The sequence below is a fragment of the Flavobacteriales bacterium genome (genome assembly GCA_016704485.1).
In the GTDB taxonomy this organism is placed as follows: Bacteria; Bacteroidota; Bacteroidia; order Flavobacteriales_F; family PHOS-HE28; genus PHOS-HE28.
Window position 1 is genome coordinate 65,736 of sequence record JADJAA010000002.1, and the last position, 20,039, is coordinate 85,774.

A 20,039-nucleotide genomic window follows, 5' to 3' on the forward strand; every position below is an offset into this window, starting at 1 on the left:
CGGCAGTTTGGCCAAACCCACAAGCTGATCAAAGGATCAATGATCTAAGATAAGAAAGATCAATAGGTTCTGGAAGTGGTTGTAATTTTCCACCGGAATTCATGCAGATCAATTTTGTAAAATGGCACGGCACAGGTAATGATTTCGTCGTTGTCGACGATCGTGATGGTTCATTCCCGTCCGGTGATCTTGATCTTATCCGAAAGCTGTGCGATCGCCATTTTGGCATTGGTAGTGATGGGTTGGTCCTGATCCAGAAAGGAAAAGGACTAAGCCATGATTTCCACATGGAGTTCTTCAATCCAGATGGCAGTCAGAGTTTTTGTGGCAATGGAAGTCGGTGTGCTTTTGCTTATTGGAGCGAGTTGAGCAAGGGTAGGGGAGAAGCAAATTTCACAGCGATCGACGGTATCCACAATGGATCTTGGAGAGGAGATGAAGTGGCGGTTTCACTGGGATTCGAGGGTTGCGTGCAATTGGCTTTCGATGGGGACGATGTGGATTTCGTTGATAATGGTTCACCACACGAACTGGTCTGGGTAGCTGATCCGGAGGCTATTGAGATCATGCAGGATGGTCCACGTCGGCGATTTGATGAACAACATGCTCCGGGTGGCACGAATGTCAATTTTCTGAAGCCGGAAGATGGATCCATTCATATGCGCACTTACGAACGCGGAGTGGAGGCGGAGACATTAAGTTGCGGAACAGGAGTTGTTGCTGCTGCGCTCAGTGCATTACAAAGGAATGTGACCCAAACACCAGTTACTGTGAATACACGCGGAGGTACCTTACATGTGGAAGCAGAGCTGATCGCTGCTGATACTTTTGGTCGCATCAAATTGATAGGCCCGGTAACGCGAGTCTTTGAAGGCCATTTCTCATTTTAGATCAGTGATCTACATGCATTTGATCAACTCAACTATTGAAGCACAGCGCGTTAACCGACCTATGCACTTTTGGACGCAGTTCTACGATATTATTAAGCCCGATAACGTTCAGTACGAGACCACTTTTTCACTCTTTCAACCAATTAGGTTCGCAACCCCTCACGTATTTTGAAGCAGTGGAAGATCTTTCTTTGGTTGGTACTTTTTCTCGCTCTGGCAGCGGGTATTTTCGGCTGGCGTACGTGGAAGGAATTGTTCGGACCTGGCGTAACCGGGGATCGGATCTTACTGATACCCACTGGATCAACATTGGATCAGGTGATCGATAGCTTGAAGGCGACCGGAGTTATCACCGAGGAAGCAAGTTTCCGGATGTTGGCGGAGCGGAAGAACTATGTGAACAAAGTGAAACCGGGTAGGTACAGGATCACAAGTGGGACCAGCTTGAATTCATTGTTGAATACATTGCGAAGCGGCGATCAGGAACCCATAGATCTTACGTTCACCAACGTGAAGGATCTGCCTGAACTAGCGGGTCGTGTGGCGCGTTACGTGGAGACGGACTCGCTAACGATGTTGAGTGCGTTGCGCGATCCTACGGAGCATCAAAAGGCGGGGCTCAACCGGAATAATTTCATCAGTTTGTTCATACCGAATACGTACGAGTTCTGGTGGACCACAACGCCGGAAAAATTCATCGAGCGCATGACCAAGGAGTATTCGAAATTCTGGACCGAAGAACGAATGCTCAAAGCAAAAAAATACAACTTGGATCCAGCGGAAGTAGCAACCCTCGCATCGATCGTTCAAGCAGAGACCATGCGTATATCGGATGCACCACGTATCGCTGGGGTCTATCTGAACAGGTTACGCATCGGCATGCCATTACAAGCCGATCCTACGTTGAAATTCGCTTTAGGAATGGATAGCTTGAACCGTGTACTGGACCGTGATAAGCTGGTGGACTCTCCCTACAATACTTACCAGCACATTGGTCTGCCACCGGGCCCCATAAATATGCCGGAGCCACGGTTTCTGGATGCCGTACTTAATGCCGAAAAGCACGATTTTCTTTACTTCTGTGCAAAAGCCGATCTCAGCGGATACAGTGACTTTACCAAGACATACGATCAGCATTTGGTGAATGCCCGTAAATATCAACGTGCGTTGAATGCTAGAAAGATATATCGGTGAAAAGTGGCATTCGGTTGATCTGTTCTGCATCTGTGGGGGCATGCGGACCCAAGGCACCTAGCGATCGTATCGATATCCTTTCTGTTCCAATTCGGTTCATATCCAGCTCTTGGCCGGTTCATGTCGAGTTATTCTTACCATCTCCGTAACCCCAAGAAAACACCCTACGTAATAAACGATCTTATTTTCGCACCCCATTAGAACAATCAGTATGACCAAGATCAAGTTCGGTACCGACGGATGGCGCGCCATCATTGCTCAGGAATTCACAGTGGATAATGTAGCGCGTGTAAGCGTGGCCGTAGCCCATTGGGTAAAGAAGAATTTCCCAAATGATCCAAGTATTGTTCTTGGGCACGATTGCCGTTTTGCGGGAGAACTATTCGCAGAGACCTGTGCCAAGGTCTTCGTTCATCATGGGATCAAGGTGTATCTGGCTAAAGGTTTTGTGAGCACGCCCATGGTATCGTTGGGTGCTTTTAATAAGAAGAGCGCAATGGGAGTGATCCTTACTGCGAGTCATAATCCTCCGAGCTATAACGGGTATAAGTTGAAAGGCATACACGGCGGACCACTGATCCCAGAGGACGTGCAGGCAGTTGAAGACATCATTCCTGAGAACCACGGGATCGACCTGGCTTCCATCGATCTAAAGAAAGCCAAGGCCGATGGCATGATCATGGATATTGATCTTGAGACCATGTACGTGGACCACTGCGAAAAGAACTTCGACATGAAGGCCATTCGCGATAGTGGGCTAAGCTGGGGATATGATGCCATGTATGGATCCGGACAGAACGTTATAAAGCGCATTTTGCCACAAGCAAAAATGTTGCATTGCGACTATAACCCATCCTTCATGGGTCAGGCTCCCGAGCCGATCGACAAGAACCTACAGGAATTCAGCGCGTTGATCAAAAAAGGAGGTATCGATTGTGGTCTCGCCACGGATGGCGATGCGGACCGTATCGGACTTTACAACAGCAAAGGTGATTTCATTGATAGTCACCACATCATCCTTCTATTGATCCATTACTTGGTGAAGTATAAGAAGTTCACAGGCAAGGTGGTAGTAGCTGTTAGCACAACGCCAAAAGTGAAGAAACTCTGCGCCCACTACGGCTTGGAATACCAAGTGACCAAGATCGGTTTCAAGTGGATCTGCGGTATCATGATCAATGAGGACGTACTCTTGGGCGGTGAAGAAAGCGGTGGCATCGCCATAAAGGGCCACATCCCCGAGCGCGATGGTATCTGGATGGGCTTGACAATTTGGGAGTTCATGGCCAAGAGTGGTAAGAGCTTGGATGACCTGATCAATGAGGTTTACGCAATCGTTGGACCTTTCAAGTATGAGCGCAATGATCTGCACATCAGTGAAAAGGTGAAGCAGGATGTCCTTGCAGCCTGCGAAAGTGGTAAGTACACCAGCTTCGGCGATTACAAGGTGAACAGCGTTGAGACCATAGATGGATTCAAATTCCATATGGACAATGACCAATGGATGATGATCCGCGCAAGTGGTACCGAGCCAGTACTCCGGTTATATGCCGAAAGCGACACGCTTGAGAATGCACGGAAGATCCTTATCGCTACGCAGAAGGCGATCGGAGCTTAATTGAACCGAACAAGTTAAAGCAACGCTCCTTATCCGCAAGGTTTCGGAGCGTTTTGCTTTTTGGTGTAGATCGTTGTTGGTTGTCCGTTTAGACCGTTTGGATGGCCACGAAGCTGGATAACCAACGACTAACTTCCAGCTGGTCTTTTTAATCCGAAAATCTAACCCAAGCAATCTGCGTTGATCATTTCTTCCTGCGTTATCAGCGTTCCATCTACCATCCCCTAATTTTACCCAATGCTACTGACCCATTCCAGCCGGTCGCGGCCGTGGGTCGTAGTGATGCTTGCGATCTGCGCTTTTCAAGGCGTTGCGCAGGATTCTACCTCGGCGGTACCGAACAAACGGTGTGTTCGGAATACAACGATCGCCGTTGCAGCAGGAATTGCTGGAACATTCGTGGCACTCGATCAAGCGTGGTATGCGGATTATGATCGCGGCCCGTTCCACACATTCGATGATAGCGGTGAGTGGTTGCAAATGGATAAGGTGGGCCACACGTTCAGTGGTTACCAACTAGGGCGCATTGGTTATACGCTCTACAACCGTTGCGGCACCAAGCGAAAAACCGCGAACTGGGCAGGTGGATCTTTGGGTTTTCTATTTCTCACAGGCGTAGAAGTACTGGATGGCACCTCCGATGCATGGGGCTTCTCGTGGAGCGACATGGCGGCCAATACGATCGGTGCGGGGCTGTTCATTGGGCAGGAATTACTGTGGAACGAACAACGTATCGGCGTAAAACTTTCCGCGCATACAACTGGTTTCGCGGCGCAGCGTCCTGATCTGTTGGGCGAGAGCCTCCCCGAACGGATCCTGAAGGATTACAACGGCCAGACCATCTGGCTAAGCGCCAACCTCAAGAGCTTTTTACCGAGCACCAGGATCCCGGGATGGCTGAATATTGCTGGTGGATATGGAGGCGAGAACATGGTCAGTGCATTTCCAATAACACCGCTGGTGGTCGGTGACCAGTCAGACCGTTACCGCCAATACTACTTGGCACCTGATATCGACTTTACGCGGATCCGCACAAGATCCAAAGTGTTACGTACGGTGTTCTTCGTTTTGAACGGGATCAAATTTCCGCTGCCCGCTGTGGAATTCCAAAGCACGGGAAAGGTGGTTGGGCATTGGGTTTATTTTTAAAACGGGATGCCAATAGGTGAAGCCATTGCTGGGTTTTTTGCGGAAGTGTTAGTCTACATTGTTTACGAGACGATCTTGAAAGGATTCTTCAGGGCCATTCGCAGCATATACCGATGGCTTGCTTTAGTACTTTTTGGGGTCAAGTATCCGAACGCTGAGTTCGAAAGGATCAAGCGCATCTACACTCATAAAAGAGTTGTGCTTAGGGATGTGCTCTTCGACGTGATCCCCAAGGGAACCCAAGGTGTTGTGCTTGAGGTGATCGATGAGGAAAAGGTATTCGCAGAATTTGAAAGCGCCACCGGCGATAAGGTCTCAATAGGAGACGAAACAGTTTTCGAGGTGGAGTTGAATCGATTGTCGCTGGTCCGACGAAGACCGATCAGACGTCGCCGATGATCAGTGGGTTCGATCTGATCCACATTCAGTAATGACAGCTCGGACACCTCCGATCTTACCTCAACTCTCCCGCATCCAATAGCAACTTCACCTTCATCACGGCTGCAACCGTAAGACTATCCCGTAATTCGCCGCGCATCACCATTTCATAGAGCTCCTGAAACGGAAGTTTGCGCATGGCCAATTCTTCGTTGGAATCGGGTTCAGGCGTGTGGTACTCGAGATCCTGGGCTACGAAGATGATCGCAGTTTCGTCGCTCGCCGAGTTACTGAGGTCCATTTGAAGTACTTCTGTCCAGCGTTTGGCCACGATACCAACTTCTTCCAGGAGTTCACGTTGTGCGCTTTCGATCGGCGGTCGGTCACGTTTTCCGCCACCCTCAGGGATCTCCCAACTGTATGCCCCCAACGGGTACCGGTATTGGCCCACGATCCAGGTATTCAGTTCCTCATCCAACGGTACAATACCAACAGCAAGGTTCTTGAAATGTACCACGCCATAGATCCCTTCTGCACCGCTCGGGTCGATCACGTCGTGGTGGCTCACACTGATCCACTGTGTACTGTACCGTTCTTCGATCTTTAGAGTTTTCCAAGGGTTGCGTTCTTGCATGGGGCTAAAATAATGATCGATCAAATAGCTGCACTGGCATAAAACTACCAAACACGGCCTTCAATTTGGCACATTCACCTTTGGGCGGATGATCATCCCCCCTTCGGTTGAAGCATGTTAATTTCGCGCCATGTCACGCACGTTCAAACCCGGTGATCGCATCTCCTTCGTAGACGAGGTAGGTGGTGGCGTGGTGCTGGAGATCCTAGGCGTAGCGCATGTCAGGGTAAAGACGGACGAAGGCTTTATTCTGGACCGCCGGAATCGTGAGATGGTTCTGGTAGCGGACCAATCATTCTATGGCGTAACGGATCACCAAGCGGGTATGGTGAAGGCAAATGATGTGCGAGATGAAAAGATCGCGCGGCGCAAAGCGGGTAACGCACCACGCATTGGGAAGATGGCTAAACGTCCAGAAGACAAGAGCGTTGCAATGGTCGATCTGCATCTGCATGAATTGGTAGAGGATGAAACGCGGTTGCAACAAGGCGAGCGGTTGAAATATCAGTTGGCCTATTTCGAGCGGGCGTTGGAAGGTGCGATCCGTGATGGCAAACGCAAACTGATCGTGATCCACGGTGTTGGCGAAGGCATTTTACGCGAGGAAGTGCGGCGCATGTTGCAGTTCTATGAAGGGGTCCGTTTCCATGATGCTGATATGCGCCAATACGGATCCGGTGCAACGGAGGTGGAGATCTTGCGACACCGGTGATAGAAAGAAGAACAGTCTGCAGTTGGCAGTAAGCAGTCCCTAAGTTTTTCGCTACGCTAGAAATTTTGCTTCGGGTATTCGACCAAGGATTTAGTCCTAGCCTGCAATCACACTCCAAGTCCCTATTCGACCAAGCAGTCAGAATACCCTGTACCAAATTCTAGTTACCATCTACCAATAACAACAAACCAATACCTTTACCAGCAAGCAAGTTCATTGAATTCCTGTGCATCGCTCCACCGCTTTCCGCCGTTCGGCGGAGGGAGGAAAGTCCGGACAGCGTAGGGCACCGTGCTTCCTAACGGGAAGGGGCGCTAAGGGGAACCGAAGCGTTACGGAAAGTGCCGCAGAAAGGGAAACCACCTCGTTTCGGCGGGGAAAGGGTGAAAAGGTGGGGTAAGAGCCCACCAGCGTTGGTGGCAACATCAGCGGCTTGGTAAACCCCACGGGCTGAAAGACCATGTATACCGGGGTTCCGGTTGCCGCAAGGTGATCGGAAAAGGGTTGTCCGCCCGATCCCGGAGGGTAGGTCGCTAGAGGTCGTACGTGAGTGCGATCCCAGATAGATGGTGGAGGTCCATAGCAATATGGATACAGGATCCGGCTTATAGATGCACAGGGACTACTTGAAAGGCCTTTTCGCTCGGAAACGAGTGAAGGGGCCTTTCGCCATTTAAGGAGTTTATCCAGGGAACGCTTTTTCCTGAGATAAGAAATACACTACAAAAGATCATGGTCCGTTCTTTGTATTCCAAGCGCGGTCAAGATGTTAATTCCACCTAAATTCGTTGTGATCCTGTCGTGAGAATGATCACAACAGAGAATTGAGCAACGATCCCAACTATTTTCGCCGCGTGAACAGTCGAATTGCCCTTCTTAGTTTTTTTCTCTTGGTAGGCACATATGCCACCGCTCAAGAGGTCACCATCCGAGGCCGCGTAGTTACTCCTGAAGGAAGCGGAGCGATGTATGATCTGATGATCGTGAACAAACGCACGCGTACCGGGATCTTCGGGAACGCTGATGGTTCCTTCGTGGTACGTGCCTTGAAAACCGACACGTTAATGCTAGGGTCGATCGGTCAGAAGACACGCTGGATAACCATGGCGGACAGCGTGCTGAAGGACACTTACACGGTAACGATCACCATGAAACCGTATGTGGTGGAATTGGCTGCGGTGGAGATCCTTCCGGAACGCACATTGAAAGAGATCCAAAAGGACATTGACAAGTTGGGCTACAATGAGCGCGACTATAAATTGAGCACGGTGAATGCATTGCAAAGCCCGATCACCTTTCTGTACCAGGAATTCAGCAAAAGAGAACGGAGCAAGCGTTTAGTAGCGCAGTTGGAGAATGATGATCGTAAACGGGATCTATTGCAAGAATTGTTGAAGAAGTACGTGGATTATGAGATCATTAATCTAAATCCGGAGGCATTCGATGACTTCATCGACTTCTGCGATGTTCCGGAAGAGGTGATCAAGGGGTTGACCCAATACGAGTTCTTGCTGTATGTGAAGAAGAAGTACGAGCTATACTCTAGTCTGGGACCTACGCGCAGGCATTGATAATGATCCAAGCGCTGATCAGATCATTGTTCGCTAGAACGATCACGCTTTTGGTGGCAATTGCCTTTTTGGGCTCCAACCAAGTTAACGGCCAGGTGGATACGATCTTCAATACCATTGAACTGGATGGAGTGGTGATCAGTGCAGTTGAGAATGGTTTCAACGTGGAAAGTTTCATGCACCATGTAAGAACGGATTCCAGCTTTCATAAAGCCTTTCTCAACACGAAGTTTTATCCGAACCGCGTAAAAAGCGAATTGGTAGTGCGCAATAAAGGCGATAAGGAAACCGCAAAGGTTGAACGCGCCGGTCGCTTGGTGCGCACTGGTATAATGGCCAATTGGGTGCAGGATAGTTACGTGGAGACCGGCAATCTAAAGGACCGAAAAGGGGAGTGGCGGTACCTAACGGCTGAGATGTATAATGATGTGTTCTTCCCAAAAGGAGAATATGTGGCCAACAACAGTGTGAAGGATAGAAAGAACGAGATCGTACGTGTTGATCGGTTCGAGAAATACAAAAGTGAGTTGAAGAAATTCATGTTCGATCCCGGTTCAGAGATCGCGAGCGTTCCATTCATTGGAGATAAACTGGCTCTGTTCGAACCAGACATGGCGCGCTTTTATGACTTCGCATTACGCGGCGAGGACCGCAATGGACACAGCTGTTGGGTATTCAGCGCTGTAGCAAAGCCGGAATTCCGGGATGGTCGCACCGTGATCAAGAATATGGAAACGTGGTTCGATCAGGAAACGAACGATGTTATAGCACGGCAATACCGCATAACGCATGCATCACTGATCCTGGATTTTGACATTGCCATCAAAGTCGAGAACACGGTAGTCGGCAATGCGCTTGTACCCACACGTGTGGATTATGAAGGCGTGTGGGACATCCCCTTCAAGAAGATCGAGATCGTACGCTTCTGGCTTGCGTATAGTGATTGGGATACAGCTCTTTGAGCCACGATCCAAAAGCGTTCTCTAGTAACTCTGCGATATTCCGGACCGATCAATGAATGCCATTCGCAGCTAAATAGCGCTCTGCATCCAAGGCTGCCATACATCCTGATCCGGCGCTGGTAACTGCTTGGCGATACACGTGATCGGCACAATCACCAGCCACGAAAACACCGGGCACCTTTGTTACCGTGCGGTCGGGAACATGCGTTAAATAGCCCTGTGGGTCCATGTCCAACCAACCCTTGAATACTTCAGTTGCTGGCGTATGGCCGATCGCAAGGAAAAGACCGGTCACGTCAAGCTTGCCGGTAGCCTTGGTCTTATTGTTCACGATAGTAATTCCTTCTACGATATCCTTACCCAACACGTCGGTAACCTCCGTATTGAACAGGACTTCAATGTTCGGCGTGTTCTCCACGCGGTGAACCATTGCTTTGCTAGCCCGGAATTCATCTTTCCGCACGATCATATAGACCTTAGGGCAAAGTTTGGCGAGGTAGGTCGCTTCTTCGCAAGCACTATCTCCTGCGCCTACCAGAGCAACGGTCTGTCCTTTGAAAAAGAAGCCATCACAAACAGCACAAGCAGTAACACCTCCTCCAATATCGCGAAGTCGCGTTTCATTGGGTAGGCCAAGCCATTTGGCGTTCGCACCCGTGCAGATCAGGACGGTATCAGCGTGGATCTCCGTTTTTTCATCCACCCATACTTTGTGTACGGGTCCTGTAAAGTCCACTTTGGTAACCCATCCATGGCGTACGTCGGTGCCGAAGCGCTTGGCTTGTGCCATCAAGTCCTCCATCATTTCCGGTCCACTGCGGCCGTTAGGATAACCAGGATAGTTATCTACTTCGGTGGTCTGTGTGAGCTGACCGCCCGGTAGTGGTCCCGTGATCATAACGGGTTTAAGATCCGCACGTGCGGCATAGATCGCCGCAGAATAACCAGCCGGACCTGATCCAATGATCAGGCATTTAAGATGTTCAGGAGTAGTGGACATGGCGTAAAGTGAGATCGCGAATTTAAGTTCTTAATACGAGTTCCAAGGAATCCTGACAAAGAGTTGTAGGCTGTTCAGGGCACACAGATGACTGTATCGTAGCGTGTAGCGAGTCCAGCCCATATACCCAGCCCACCATTTATGTTGGAAACAATATTCGCAGGGTTGCTGAAGATGTCACCTTGCGATGAGGCGTTGGTGTAGAACGTATTGTAAAAGCGGTATTCTGCAATACCCATACTGGCGAATTTCACAGCAACAGTATCATTTCGTTTAAAATAGCCTCGCTCTTCATTATCATCATCAACGGCATCACTGAATGGTGCAGTACCGCGTTGCGCAGCGAAGTCGAATTCGAGTCCGTTTATGTATTTATCCTCGAACGCCGAAAAGAACGGTGCAATGAACCGGCTATCCTTAGGCCGTCCATCGGGACCGTTATTCAGTCTCTTGTAGAACCACCGATAGGCATTGCCAAGCGTATCGGGATCCTGTAGTCTATTCCATATATAACCTAGCGAATCATCGTTGGGATTCTGTTCGGCGAGTTTGAACCATAATGAATCAAGTGCGATGCCATTCGGGATGGTCGACTTGCTCGTGAGTGTTTTTCCGTCCGTAACAACGTTGAGGGAGTAAGTTCTGCCCTCCACACCTAACAGAGTGCCGTCCAAGTTGGTCCATGCGCAGATATTCGCTTGTGCCAATAATCCTGCATCGATACCGGTCAGTTCGGCGGCGATCTGTAAAAGTGAATCATTTATTAAGTCGTCGCTACATATCTTATTCAGTGTGTAAGTGTTGAACCCATCATTAACTGTAACCTCTGCCTCACTGATGTAGGCAGCCGCTATGGAAGCAATGCTGGTGGGGTCAAAAAAACCTTGGGTTCTAGTAAGCAGGATCAATGGAGGACCGTCCGTTTCGATAATGCCTTCCACAACAACTTTCGCTTCCGTTTCCGGAAGTTTTACGGTAATGTCCTTGGTGCATGAAGCAAGCAGCAAAGTGGTGAGGCAGAGTGGAAGAATGTATTTCATCAGAACTTGAAATTCCATGTGATCGATGGAAGAATTGAAAAGAGCGAAACCTGTTTAGCCTGCACTTGGAATGTGCCTGCTGCCGGATTTCCATCGGCACTATAATAAATGAAGTACGGATTTGAGCGGTTGTAAGCATTGTAAACGCTGAAGGTCCAACTGCTGGTGAATTTCTTCGGGATCTCTGTGGTTTCACCGGTGACAGGATCTTTTAGGATCTTGGATGTTCTTCCATAGCGCGTAGCTGCAAGATCCAACCTGTGATAGGGGATCATGCGATAACCATTCCGCGAAGTGTATTCGCTTACCAATTGGCCTTCCACGAAATAGCGATTAACAGCTAGGGTCACAGCTTGCCCGGTAGCGTAAACAAACGTTGCACCTATATTCCAGCGCTTGTTGACATCGTAGGATAGAACAACGCTCAGGTCATGTCTGCGATCCCAACGGCTCGGGAATTCCTTGCCATTGCTGATATCCGGGAACTTCCGGTTGGTGCGGCTCCAAGTGTAACCGACCCAACCATTCACCTTTCCCACTACCTTTTTTACAAAGAACTCCGCGCCATAACTGTATCCATCGCCGTAGACAAGCTGCGAATCATAGTTCGTGTTTCCATTATCTTGAGGTGAAGCACCTTCGGCGTATTCGATCAAGTTCTGGAAATTCTTGTAGTACACTTCTACGGAGGTCTCGAACATGTGCTCTTTGAAGTCTTGAAAATAGCCTGCCGAATATTGCGTGCCGATCTGCGGTTTTACGTTGGTACTGCTTGGGATCCAAACATCCGTTGGAAGCGCAATGCTGCTGAAGCTGGCCAAGTGAACGTATTGCTGGCCTTGGTTGAAGGATGCCTTCACGCTACTGTTCTTACCGGTTATGTACCGCATTGAAAGGCGTGGCTCAAGGGCGGAGTAGGATGAAATGGGTTTACCGGGCTTGTATTCCACTTTGCCACTTGTCCGGCCTTGGTCATCGAGCTGGTACAACGTGAATGGACCGACATGATGAAAGGTGGTGAATCGTAATCCCGCATTGATCCGGAAATTCTCGGTCACATCGAAATCGTCCATCACATACAACGCACCTTCATGTGCGTGCAATTTCGGTGGTGTTTCAATATTGAATTGCGTGTCTCCACTGTTCACTTCCACAGTGCTGGTCGTGTAGATATGGTAAATGTATTGCCCCCCATACTTCAATCGATGACGTCCGTTGGGGTAATGGCTAAGATCCATTTTGAGACCATAATCCTTGATCCCACTGAATAATTTGAATCCGAATTGATCCTGCTTTGCATCGAATGCGAAACTGTAGTCGCTGAAGGTAGCGGTCGTGTTCAGGAATAGTTTAGGACCGAAGACGTGGTTCCACCGCGCAGCGAGTGTAGCGTTACCCCATGGGATCTTGATGCCCGGGTCACCAGGGTCGGGGCCAGCGAAGTTGAATACATCACGCCCGAAATAACCACTGAGGAATACGCGGTCCTTATCCGAGAAGCGGTAATTCGCTTTCGCATTAAGGTCGTAGAAATAATATCCGCTCCCGCTGAATGCACCTTCCTTATTGACGAAAGGTTTGGTGAGCACATCAATATAGGTTCTTCGTCCAGAAACGATGAAGGAGCTCCTGTCCTTCACAATAGGTCCTTCAAGCGTAAGACGGGAAGCGATCAATCCGATCCCTCCTTGACCATGGAATCCTTTTTCGTTACCCTCCTTCATATTGATATCCAGCACCGAGGAAATACGCCCGCCATAATTCGCTGGCATACCTCCTTTGATCAGTTCAATATTCTTGATGGCATCCGCATTGAATACACTAAAGAAACCGAAGAGGTGACTCGCATTATAGACAGTAGCATTATCAAGCAGTATAAGATTTTGGTCCGGTCCACCACCACGCACATAGAATCCACTGTTCCCTTCACCATTGCTCTGTACACCAGGCAGGAACTGGATCACCTTCAAAATATCCACTTCACCTAAAAGGGCAGGAAGCGTGTTCATTTTCTGCACGTCCAGGTCAACCGTTCCCATCTGGGTTCCTTCCGTATTATTCGTGCTCCGTTCGGCTATTACTTCGAAATCCCCGATCTGGATGGACTTAGGTTTCATTTCGATGTTGAGTTTCAGATCAGCCTGAAGGTCGATCACCTTATCGATGTTTTCATACCCGATGAAACTCGCGGAAAGCGTATGCTGACCGGGAGAAAGGCTCAGTACGAAGTAGCCGAACGTATTGGCATTTACACCTCGCCCCAATGCCTTATCAACTACAGATGCGCCAATGAGCGTTTCGCCACTGGATGCATCCTTAACGTATCCACTTACCGTGAACGTTTTATGATCTTGAGCGCTGGTCGAGAAGTATAAAAGCAATGAAAAAATAGCAAGAAAGATCCTCGGCATGATGTATCCTAAACTTTTAGCGCCGCAAATGTAGCGGTCCTAGAACGACTGTTCGTGTGTTGTATTGCGTGCTGCGGCGCTGGATATAGTAGAAGTTCACGAGTTATATCAACGTTGTATTGTAAAAGCATTCAGATCAATATCCCCACAGGTGGGTATTGTGGGAGAGTTAGCCTAGCCGGACTTTTGTGGTGTCGCAAATATCACACCCCAAAAAACACAACACGATGAACGCTCAGCACACTTCCACACTTAGAACAACCATCACGAACCTATTGTTCGCTGCATTCGCTCTCTGCGCGATCACCTCGGTACAAGCGCAGGATCGCTTGGTGGTGAAGGGGAACATTTCCTCACAAGTGAATACAGAGGATCGTACTGAAGCCTTGTTGATCGCCTCTGACGGTGAGCAGATGCAAATGGACATTTCCAAAAAAGGAAATTACATGGTGAATGTCCCAGCGCAGGACAGCTACATTCTACGCTTCACCAAGAATGGCTGCATAACCAAAGAGGTTGCATTAGATGGTCATAATGCGAATGCCAAGACGTATGGTGAACGTATCGTGAGGTTGGATGTTACATTGGATGCACAAGATCAGCAAGCACCGATGCAGTACAGTGGAGCAGCGTTGGAGTTGTCGTTCTCACAACTGAACAGGGATCTACGCCTCGAAAAGAACGCATTGGTACCTGTGGTAGCGTTCAATGACCAAGCTTCGAACGGTGAATAAGTAGCTTAGGATCGCGAGGGAGAAATTGCGACAACCTATTTTCCTTATCAAAAAAGACCTGCATGTTGCGGGTCTTTATTTTGTCCATATCAGCTCGAAGGAGAATGTAGCCTATACTATTCAGCTTGGATCTGAAATGGGAGTCTCGAATAATTAGCGAGCGATCGGGAGGCGCTGGCGAACCGATCTTGGACGAACTGGTCTGTAATAAGGTCAGTCTTCGGTTTTGCTAAATACCCACAGGTAGGTATTGTGAGAGGGCTACCCCAGCCGGACTTTTGTGGTGTCGCAAATAACACACCCCAAAAAACACAACACGATGAACGCTCAGCACACTTCCACACTTAGAACAACCATCACGAACCTATTGTTCGCTGCATTCGCTCTCTGCGCGATCACCTCGGTACAAGCGCAGGATCGCTTGGTGGTGAAGGGGAACATTTCCTCAAAAGTGAATACAGAGGAACGTACTGAAGCTGTGTTGATCGCCTCTGACGGTGAGCAGATGCAGATGGACATTTCCAAAAAGGGGAATTACATGGTGAATGTTCCAGCGCAGGACAGCTACATTCTACGCTTTACCAAGAACGGTTGCGTTACTAAGGAAGTCGCTCTTGATGGCCATTATGCGAACACCAAGAGTTATGGTGAGCGTAGTTTAAAGTTGGATATTACGTTGGAAACACAAGATCTGAATGATCCGATGCAGTACAGTGGACCAGTGGTTGAGGTATCATTCTCACAAATGAGCAGAGACCTACGGATCGAAGCACTGAACGAGTTGACTCCAATAGCAGCGTTCAATGACCAAGCTGTGAATGCTGAATAAGTAGCCATACGCGCGAGGAAGAAATTGCGACACTCGATCTCCTTGGAAGAAGACCTGCATCATGTGGGTCTTTTTGTTGTTGTGTAGATCCGTATTCTTGAACTCCATTGGTACCGAAATACCACTTAGTGGGTATTGTGAAAGGGGCTATGGTATCGGACTTTTGTATTGTCACTAACACGAACTCTCCCAACCACACGAAACCATGAAAACCTTCAGCACATCAAACTCCGGTCACTTCTTTCCGATGAGCATTTTAGCTGCTCTTACACTTTTTAGCATTGGAACCATACATGCCCAGGATCGGTTGGTAGTAAAGGGTTCCTTTATCACGCAGATAGCAGATGCACATGTGCATGCCGTATTGATCGCTTCGGATGGCACTGAAATGCCGATCGATCTTTCGCGTACTGGTAAATACAAGGTGAATGCTCCTGCATCCGATACGTATGTTCTTCGGTTTGCTCAATCTGGTTGTGTTACCAAAGAAGTTCTAATTGATGGACGCAATGCGAACACTAAGAAATTTGGCGAACGCACGATCAAGTTCGATATGGTGTTGCATGCGGACCACCCCGATGTGAACATGTATTACACCGGACCTGTGGCCGAGATCGCATTTGAAGCAGGTACAGGAGAAATGAAGCTGTTGGAACAGTACCAATTGGTACGGGTGAATTCGTTTACCGCACAAGATTTTTGAATAGTTAAAGAAGGAGGTCGCGCCGCACTCATATTGCAAATAGAAGAAGGGCCGTCCAATTTGGACAGCCCCTTCTCTTTCCAGTCGGGGTGACTGGACTCGTCCCGCAGTAAGAATGCGGGACAGCGACCCTCCCGCCCAAAGAGGGATGCGCGATCGGGTTGCTCTATGTTGAGGATATCAGCGCTTTTATCCTCTCACTGCTTTTCCAGCCTTTCGTTTCTCGTTCGCGTTGATATGTGTCAGCTTTGTCAATTAACACTTCGGCGTACACAATTTACCAGTCCTTTGCTCTTGCTGTCCAACCGCGATGGGCGCTCATATGTTTTCGCAATCGTTCTTCCTTTGGTTCGGTAGTGTGTCCGATATAGAAGCGATCCGGCATTTTAGAGTAAAAAATGTAAAACGTTGCCATGGTATTATAAGGGGCCGCCTCCTTCGAGACGGCCCCTTCTCTTTCCAGTCGGGGTGACTGGACTCGAACCAGCGACCCCTTGCACCCCATGCAAGTGCGCTACCGGGCTGCGCTACACCCCGAATTGGGGGGCGAATTTAGCAAAGGATCTTTATCTGGTTGAGTTCAAAGTAGGGTAAATGAACGTTAACAATCCTATACAAGATCAGATCGTGCTAATCGAACTTTCACAGCCTGTTACCTTTGCGCCCTCCGAACAATTCATGCACCATCCGATTTTCCCGATCGCGGCGTTGATGATATTCAGCGCCTGCACTTCTGAAACGTCCACCACCACTGAAGTTGGTGACCATTCAACCCCCACATATGTTATGGATACACATAGCAACGCGAGACCGAACGAGGCCGTGATTAAGCATTTGGACCTTGCGATCGCTGTGGATATGGAAGGTCAGGCCATTAGTGGAACTGCCTCTTATGATATAGAGGCACCGCATGGAAGCAAGATCATTTTCGACACTGAGGACCTCGTGATCGAGTCCGTGACGTTAGCAGATGGTAATAATGCGGAATTCTCGCTGGGCGATAGTACCATGCTTGGAAGGGCTTTGACGATCGTATTGCCAGAGCACATGGATCGGGTAACGATTGCCTACTATACAACGAAAAAGGCCAAAGCATTGCAATGGTTGGTGCCAGATCAAACTGCGGATAAAAAATTCCCGTTCCTCTTCACACAAGGGCAAGCAGCGCTGACCAGGTCCTGGATCCCGGTACAGGACAGTCCAGGTATCCGGTTCACGTATGATGCCAAGGTGAATGTTCCTGTGGAATTAATGGCGCTAATGTCCGCTACCAATCCTCAGGAACGCAGCTCTGATGGAACGTATGTCTTCAAAATGGACAAGCCGATCCCAGCCTATTTGATGGCTTTGGCTGTCGGAGATCTAGTATTCAAGCCAATAGGAAAGCGTACAGGCGTATACGCGGAACGAAGCGTGATCGATAAGGCAACGTACGAGTTCGCTGAAATGGAGAAGATGCTGGAGACCGCAGAAGGTTTGTATGGACCTTATCGATGGGGTAGGTATGATGTGATCGTATTGCCACCGAGCTTCCCTTTCGGTGGAATGGAGAATCCGATGTTGACCTTTGCGACACCGACGATCCTTGCTGGAGACCGTTCACTTACATCATTGATAGCGCATGAGCTTGCGCATAGTTGGAGCGGTAACTTGGTGACCAATGCAACATGGGATGATTTCTGGTTGAACGAGGGATTCACCGTGTACTTCGAGAACCGGATCACGGAAGCCATTTTCGGCAAGGACTTCGCCAATATGAGCGCGATGATCGGAAGACAGGACCTGACGGCAGAACTGGAGCACATAGCACAGGGTCCTCATCCGGAGGATACACATTTACGTTTGCATTTGGAAGGCCGTGATCCCGATGACGGTATGACGGATATTGCATACGAAAAAGGCTTTGCGTTCCTACTCTTACTGGAAGAGAAGGTGGGTCGGGAAAAATTCGATGCATTCTTGCGGAATTATTTCGATACGTATGCTTTTCAGAGCATGACCACTGATCGTTTCATTGGGCATTTGAACAATGATCTCTTGGAACCCACCAATACGACCATAGACCTGACCGCGTGGATCGATGGTCCGGGATTACCAACGGATGCACCGGTTCCATTCTCTGATCGCTTTGTGAAAGTGGAAGATCAGATAGCGCGGTGGAAAGAAGGTATTCCTGCCGCAGCACTGGAAACCAATGAGTGGAGCGCGTTTGAGTGGATGCATTTCATTCGCCATTTGCCGAAGCAATTGTCCATGGCCCAAATGGACGATCTGGACAATGCCTTCCATTTTACTCAAAGTGGTAATGCTGAAATATTGGCGGCATGGTTGGAACAGTGTATCCGGAACGATCATGAGGCAGCATACACGACGCTGGATCGTTTCTTGAACGAAGTAGGCCGCAGAAAATTCCTTACGCCATTGTATACAGCAATGCTTTCCACCGAAAAGGGAAAACTAATGGCCCAGGTCATTTATGCGAAAGCCCGAAATAATTACCATTCTGTTGCGGTGCACACAATGGATGATCTATTGAGTTGGAAGGCCGTTAAACCCACAGCGACGTTCTGATCAAGGACGGGTTTACGTTCGGTCTTTTACAGTACAAAAGAAGAAAGCCTCCCGGTATGGGAGGCTTTCCAAGTTCAAGGACCAACGAATGATCAATGTGCGATCACGATCCGCTGTGTATCGACGGTCTGGTTGCCGGCATTCAGCTTAAGGAAGTATTGACCATCCGATAAATTGCTGAGGTCAAGTGTTTGTGTGCTTGATCCATTGCGACCGTTGAACGAATGTGTTGCGACCAACTGACCGAGTACATCAACAACTTCTACAGTTACGTTACTGCTCGAGCGTGATGACACGTTCAAGGTAATTATACCTTGGCTTGGCACTGGATAGACCCCAGTGAAACTTACTACATCATTCTCATCGATGCCAACAGCACAGGCCGTCGGAGTAATATTGCTTCCGGCTGGGAATGCAGCAACGAATGTGCTCATATTGGAGATCGGCCAAATGTCGTTCACGATCATTGTGTTGTTAGGCCCAATAAGGCAATAGGTAGGAAACGCTGAAACTCCGAAAGTGCTGGTCACTGCACCACCACCACCGGTAGAACTTACAGCCGGGGAATGATTGAAGCTACCTCCATAGGTATTCTCGTATGCGATCACCTCAGCATCACTATCCGTACCATTATTCACCGTTAAGCAAATAAGGTCGCCGTCATTACAACCATAGGTTTCATGCAATTCGTTGAAATACGGAGCGGTTGCTTGACATGGTCCGCAGGTATCGAAAAAGAAGTCCAGAACCACATATTTCCCGGACGAGGTATAGTTATACAGCGTATGTGTAACACCTTCAACATCCGTTACGGTGAAGTTCGCAACAGTTGCACCGTTGGCATAGTTGTTCGTTTGCGCAGAGGTAAGGAAAGGCATTGCGAGCAACGCCATAGCGAGTAGGTTTGATTTCATGTTTTTGAGTTTAAGCTCCCAATATACTGATGTGTACAGCAATGCGACCGGCTTAAGCTGTCCGATTGTCATGATCCCAACGCCGGAGTTCAGCCAACAAGTACCTTCCGCAGCAATACCGGTTCCAGTTCATGGCCCCCGTCGAAAGTTGCTACTTTATGCTGTATCCCAGCAAGGCGCAACAGCGCCGCGGTATCCTCGGCAACTGTTCTTGGTACGATCCTATCCTTGGAACCTTGCACCACCGTTACCCGGATCTTAGCGAATTCGGACGCTAGTGTGTCCTGGTCCAACTCCAGAGGCAATGATCCTGACCAGACCACGAGTTCCTCGATCTTGGTACTGCCTAACATGGCCCACCGGCATGCCGTTGCAACGCCTTGGGAAAACCCCAAAATGCCAAGTCCGGTATCCTTAGGTACATTCTGTAGGATCTCAGAAGCTAGTAGGTCCAGGTATTCCACGTAGTCCTGGATCTCTTGTTCACGGTCTTCACGCGTCATCCATGTTGCTCCAACACGCCGGTGAGCTTCATCCACATAGAAACGGGACAGCCCCTCTGGCGCAACGATCAACAGGTCTTTCTGTAGTCCTTCGAATTTATGCAGGAAATAGCGTGCAAGCTGCCCGTATCCATGTAGGACGATCCAAACTCGTTTGGCCGTTGCAGCATCACCGATAACATGGTATCGCGCTGTACGACGAACGCGGATGAAGCGTTCTTGCATG

Annotated in this window: 18 protein-coding genes, 1 tRNA gene, 1 other RNA gene and 1 pseudogene; 13 read left to right on the forward strand and 8 right to left on the reverse strand. The window is 48.9% G+C overall.

Translation table 11 applies throughout. The features are described 5' to 3' along the window. Positions 1–101 precede the first annotated feature (101 nt). The 5 genes from dapF (at position 102) to IPF95_11550 (ending at position 5,250) form a co-directional block, all read left to right on the forward strand. Entirely contained in the window at positions 102–890 is a 789-nt protein-coding gene (gene dapF / locus IPF95_11530) for a diaminopimelate epimerase (protein ID MBK6475321.1), read from the forward strand. Between the two features lie 168 nt (positions 891–1,058). Continuing rightward, positions 1,059–2,084: an endolytic transglycosylase MltG gene (gene mltG, locus IPF95_11535; protein ID MBK6475322.1), complete on the forward strand. Its 1,026-nt coding sequence runs from the start codon at positions 1,059–1,061 to the stop codon at positions 2,082–2,084. Positions 2,085–2,295: 211 nt separating this feature from the next. Continuing rightward, positions 2,296–3,702, forward strand: a complete 1,407-nt coding sequence (locus IPF95_11540; protein MBK6475323.1) for a phosphoglucomutase/phosphomannomutase family protein — start codon at positions 2,296–2,298, stop codon at positions 3,700–3,702. A gap of 237 nt (positions 3,703–3,939) precedes the next feature. Continuing rightward, positions 3,940–4,851: a DUF2279 domain-containing protein gene (locus IPF95_11545; GenBank protein ID MBK6475324.1), complete on the forward strand. Its 912-nt coding sequence runs from the start codon at positions 3,940–3,942 to the stop codon at positions 4,849–4,851. Between the two features lie 6 nt (positions 4,852–4,857). Then, positions 4,858–5,250, forward strand: a complete 393-nt coding sequence (locus IPF95_11550) for a hypothetical protein (GenBank protein MBK6475325.1) — start codon at positions 4,858–4,860, stop codon at positions 5,248–5,250. 55 nt (positions 5,251–5,305) lie between these two features. On the opposite strand, the gene IPF95_11555 is transcribed toward IPF95_11550, so the two are convergent. Then, entirely contained in the window at positions 5,306–5,863 is a 558-nt protein-coding gene (locus IPF95_11555) for an NUDIX hydrolase (protein ID MBK6475326.1), read from the reverse strand. A 130-nt stretch (positions 5,864–5,993) separates the two neighbouring features. Between IPF95_11555 and IPF95_11560 the strand changes: the two genes are divergently transcribed. The 4 genes from IPF95_11560 (at position 5,994) to IPF95_11575 (ending at position 9,108) form a co-directional block, all read left to right on the forward strand. After that, positions 5,994–6,575: a Smr/MutS family protein gene (locus IPF95_11560; protein ID MBK6475327.1), complete on the forward strand. Its 582-nt coding sequence runs from the start codon at positions 5,994–5,996 to the stop codon at positions 6,573–6,575. A 223-nt stretch (positions 6,576–6,798) separates the two neighbouring features. Further along, an RNA gene (gene rnpB, locus IPF95_11565) (RNase P RNA component class A) lies at positions 6,799–7,199 on the forward strand. A 200-nt stretch (positions 7,200–7,399) separates the two neighbouring features. Continuing rightward, positions 7,400–8,146 (forward strand): carboxypeptidase regulatory-like domain-containing protein, encoded by a 747-nt coding sequence (locus tag IPF95_11570; protein MBK6475328.1) that lies wholly within the window; start codon positions 7,400–7,402, stop codon positions 8,144–8,146. 2 nt (positions 8,147–8,148) lie between these two features. Next, positions 8,149–9,108: a hypothetical protein gene (locus tag IPF95_11575; GenBank protein MBK6475329.1), complete on the forward strand. Its 960-nt coding sequence runs from the start codon at positions 8,149–8,151 to the stop codon at positions 9,106–9,108. A 49-nt stretch (positions 9,109–9,157) separates the two neighbouring features. On the opposite strand, the gene trxB is transcribed toward IPF95_11575, so the two are convergent. The 3 genes from trxB to IPF95_11590 all read right to left on the reverse strand — a co-directional run bounded on the left by trxB (position 9,158) and on the right by IPF95_11590 (position 13,559). Beyond that, positions 9,158–10,108 (reverse strand): thioredoxin-disulfide reductase, encoded by a 951-nt coding sequence (gene trxB, locus IPF95_11580; protein ID MBK6475330.1) that lies wholly within the window; start codon positions 10,106–10,108, stop codon positions 9,158–9,160. 74 nt (positions 10,109–10,182) lie between these two features. Continuing rightward, the gene (locus tag IPF95_11585; protein MBK6475331.1) at positions 10,183–11,166 is read right to left on the reverse strand and encodes a DUF4249 domain-containing protein; all 984 of its coding nucleotides are present in this window, start codon (positions 11,164–11,166) and stop codon (positions 10,183–10,185) included. Beyond that, entirely contained in the window at positions 11,148–13,559 is a 2,412-nt protein-coding gene (locus IPF95_11590) for a TonB-dependent receptor (GenBank protein ID MBK6475332.1), read from the reverse strand. Before IPF95_11590 ends, IPF95_11585 begins: the two co-directional genes overlap by 19 nt. A 227-nt stretch (positions 13,560–13,786) precedes the next feature. Between IPF95_11590 and IPF95_11595 the strand changes: the two genes are divergently transcribed. The 3 genes from IPF95_11595 to IPF95_11605 all read left to right on the forward strand — a co-directional run bounded on the left by IPF95_11595 (position 13,787) and on the right by IPF95_11605 (position 15,825). After that, positions 13,787–14,293 carry a hypothetical protein gene (locus IPF95_11595; GenBank protein MBK6475333.1) on the forward strand — a complete coding sequence of 169 codons (507 nt, stop codon included), beginning with the start codon at positions 13,787–13,789 and terminating at the stop codon, positions 14,291–14,293. Positions 14,294–14,612: 319 nt separating this feature from the next. After that, positions 14,613–15,122, forward strand: a complete 510-nt coding sequence (locus tag IPF95_11600) for a hypothetical protein (protein MBK6475334.1) — start codon at positions 14,613–14,615, stop codon at positions 15,120–15,122. A 205-nt stretch (positions 15,123–15,327) separates the two neighbouring features. Beyond that, the gene (locus IPF95_11605) at positions 15,328–15,825 is read left to right on the forward strand and encodes a hypothetical protein (protein MBK6475335.1); all 498 of its coding nucleotides are present in this window, start codon (positions 15,328–15,330) and stop codon (positions 15,823–15,825) included. Positions 15,826–15,991: 166 nt separating this feature from the next. On the opposite strand, the pseudogene IPF95_11610 reads toward IPF95_11605, so the two are convergent. Both IPF95_11610 and IPF95_11615 read right to left on the reverse strand, forming a co-directional pair. Then, positions 15,992–16,240, reverse strand: a pseudogene (locus tag IPF95_11610) (GIY-YIG nuclease family protein). A 48-nt stretch (positions 16,241–16,288) separates the two neighbouring features. Further along, positions 16,289–16,362 (reverse strand) — tRNA-Pro (locus IPF95_11615). 141 nt (positions 16,363–16,503) lie between these two features. Between IPF95_11615 and IPF95_11620 the strand changes: the two genes are divergently transcribed. Further along, positions 16,504–18,396: a M1 family metallopeptidase gene (locus IPF95_11620; protein ID MBK6475336.1), complete on the forward strand. Its 1,893-nt coding sequence runs from the start codon at positions 16,504–16,506 to the stop codon at positions 18,394–18,396. A gap of 92 nt (positions 18,397–18,488) precedes the next feature. Here the strand turns inward: IPF95_11620 and IPF95_11625 are convergent, their stop codons facing one another. Then, entirely contained in the window at positions 18,489–19,310 is an 822-nt protein-coding gene (locus IPF95_11625; GenBank protein MBK6475337.1) for a T9SS type A sorting domain-containing protein, read from the reverse strand. Between the two features lie 89 nt (positions 19,311–19,399). Beyond that, positions 19,400–20,038 carry a dienelactone hydrolase family protein gene (locus IPF95_11630; protein MBK6475338.1) on the reverse strand — a complete coding sequence of 213 codons (639 nt, stop codon included), beginning with the start codon at positions 20,036–20,038 and terminating at the stop codon, positions 19,400–19,402. Between the last annotated feature and the right edge of the window lies 1 nt (position 20,039).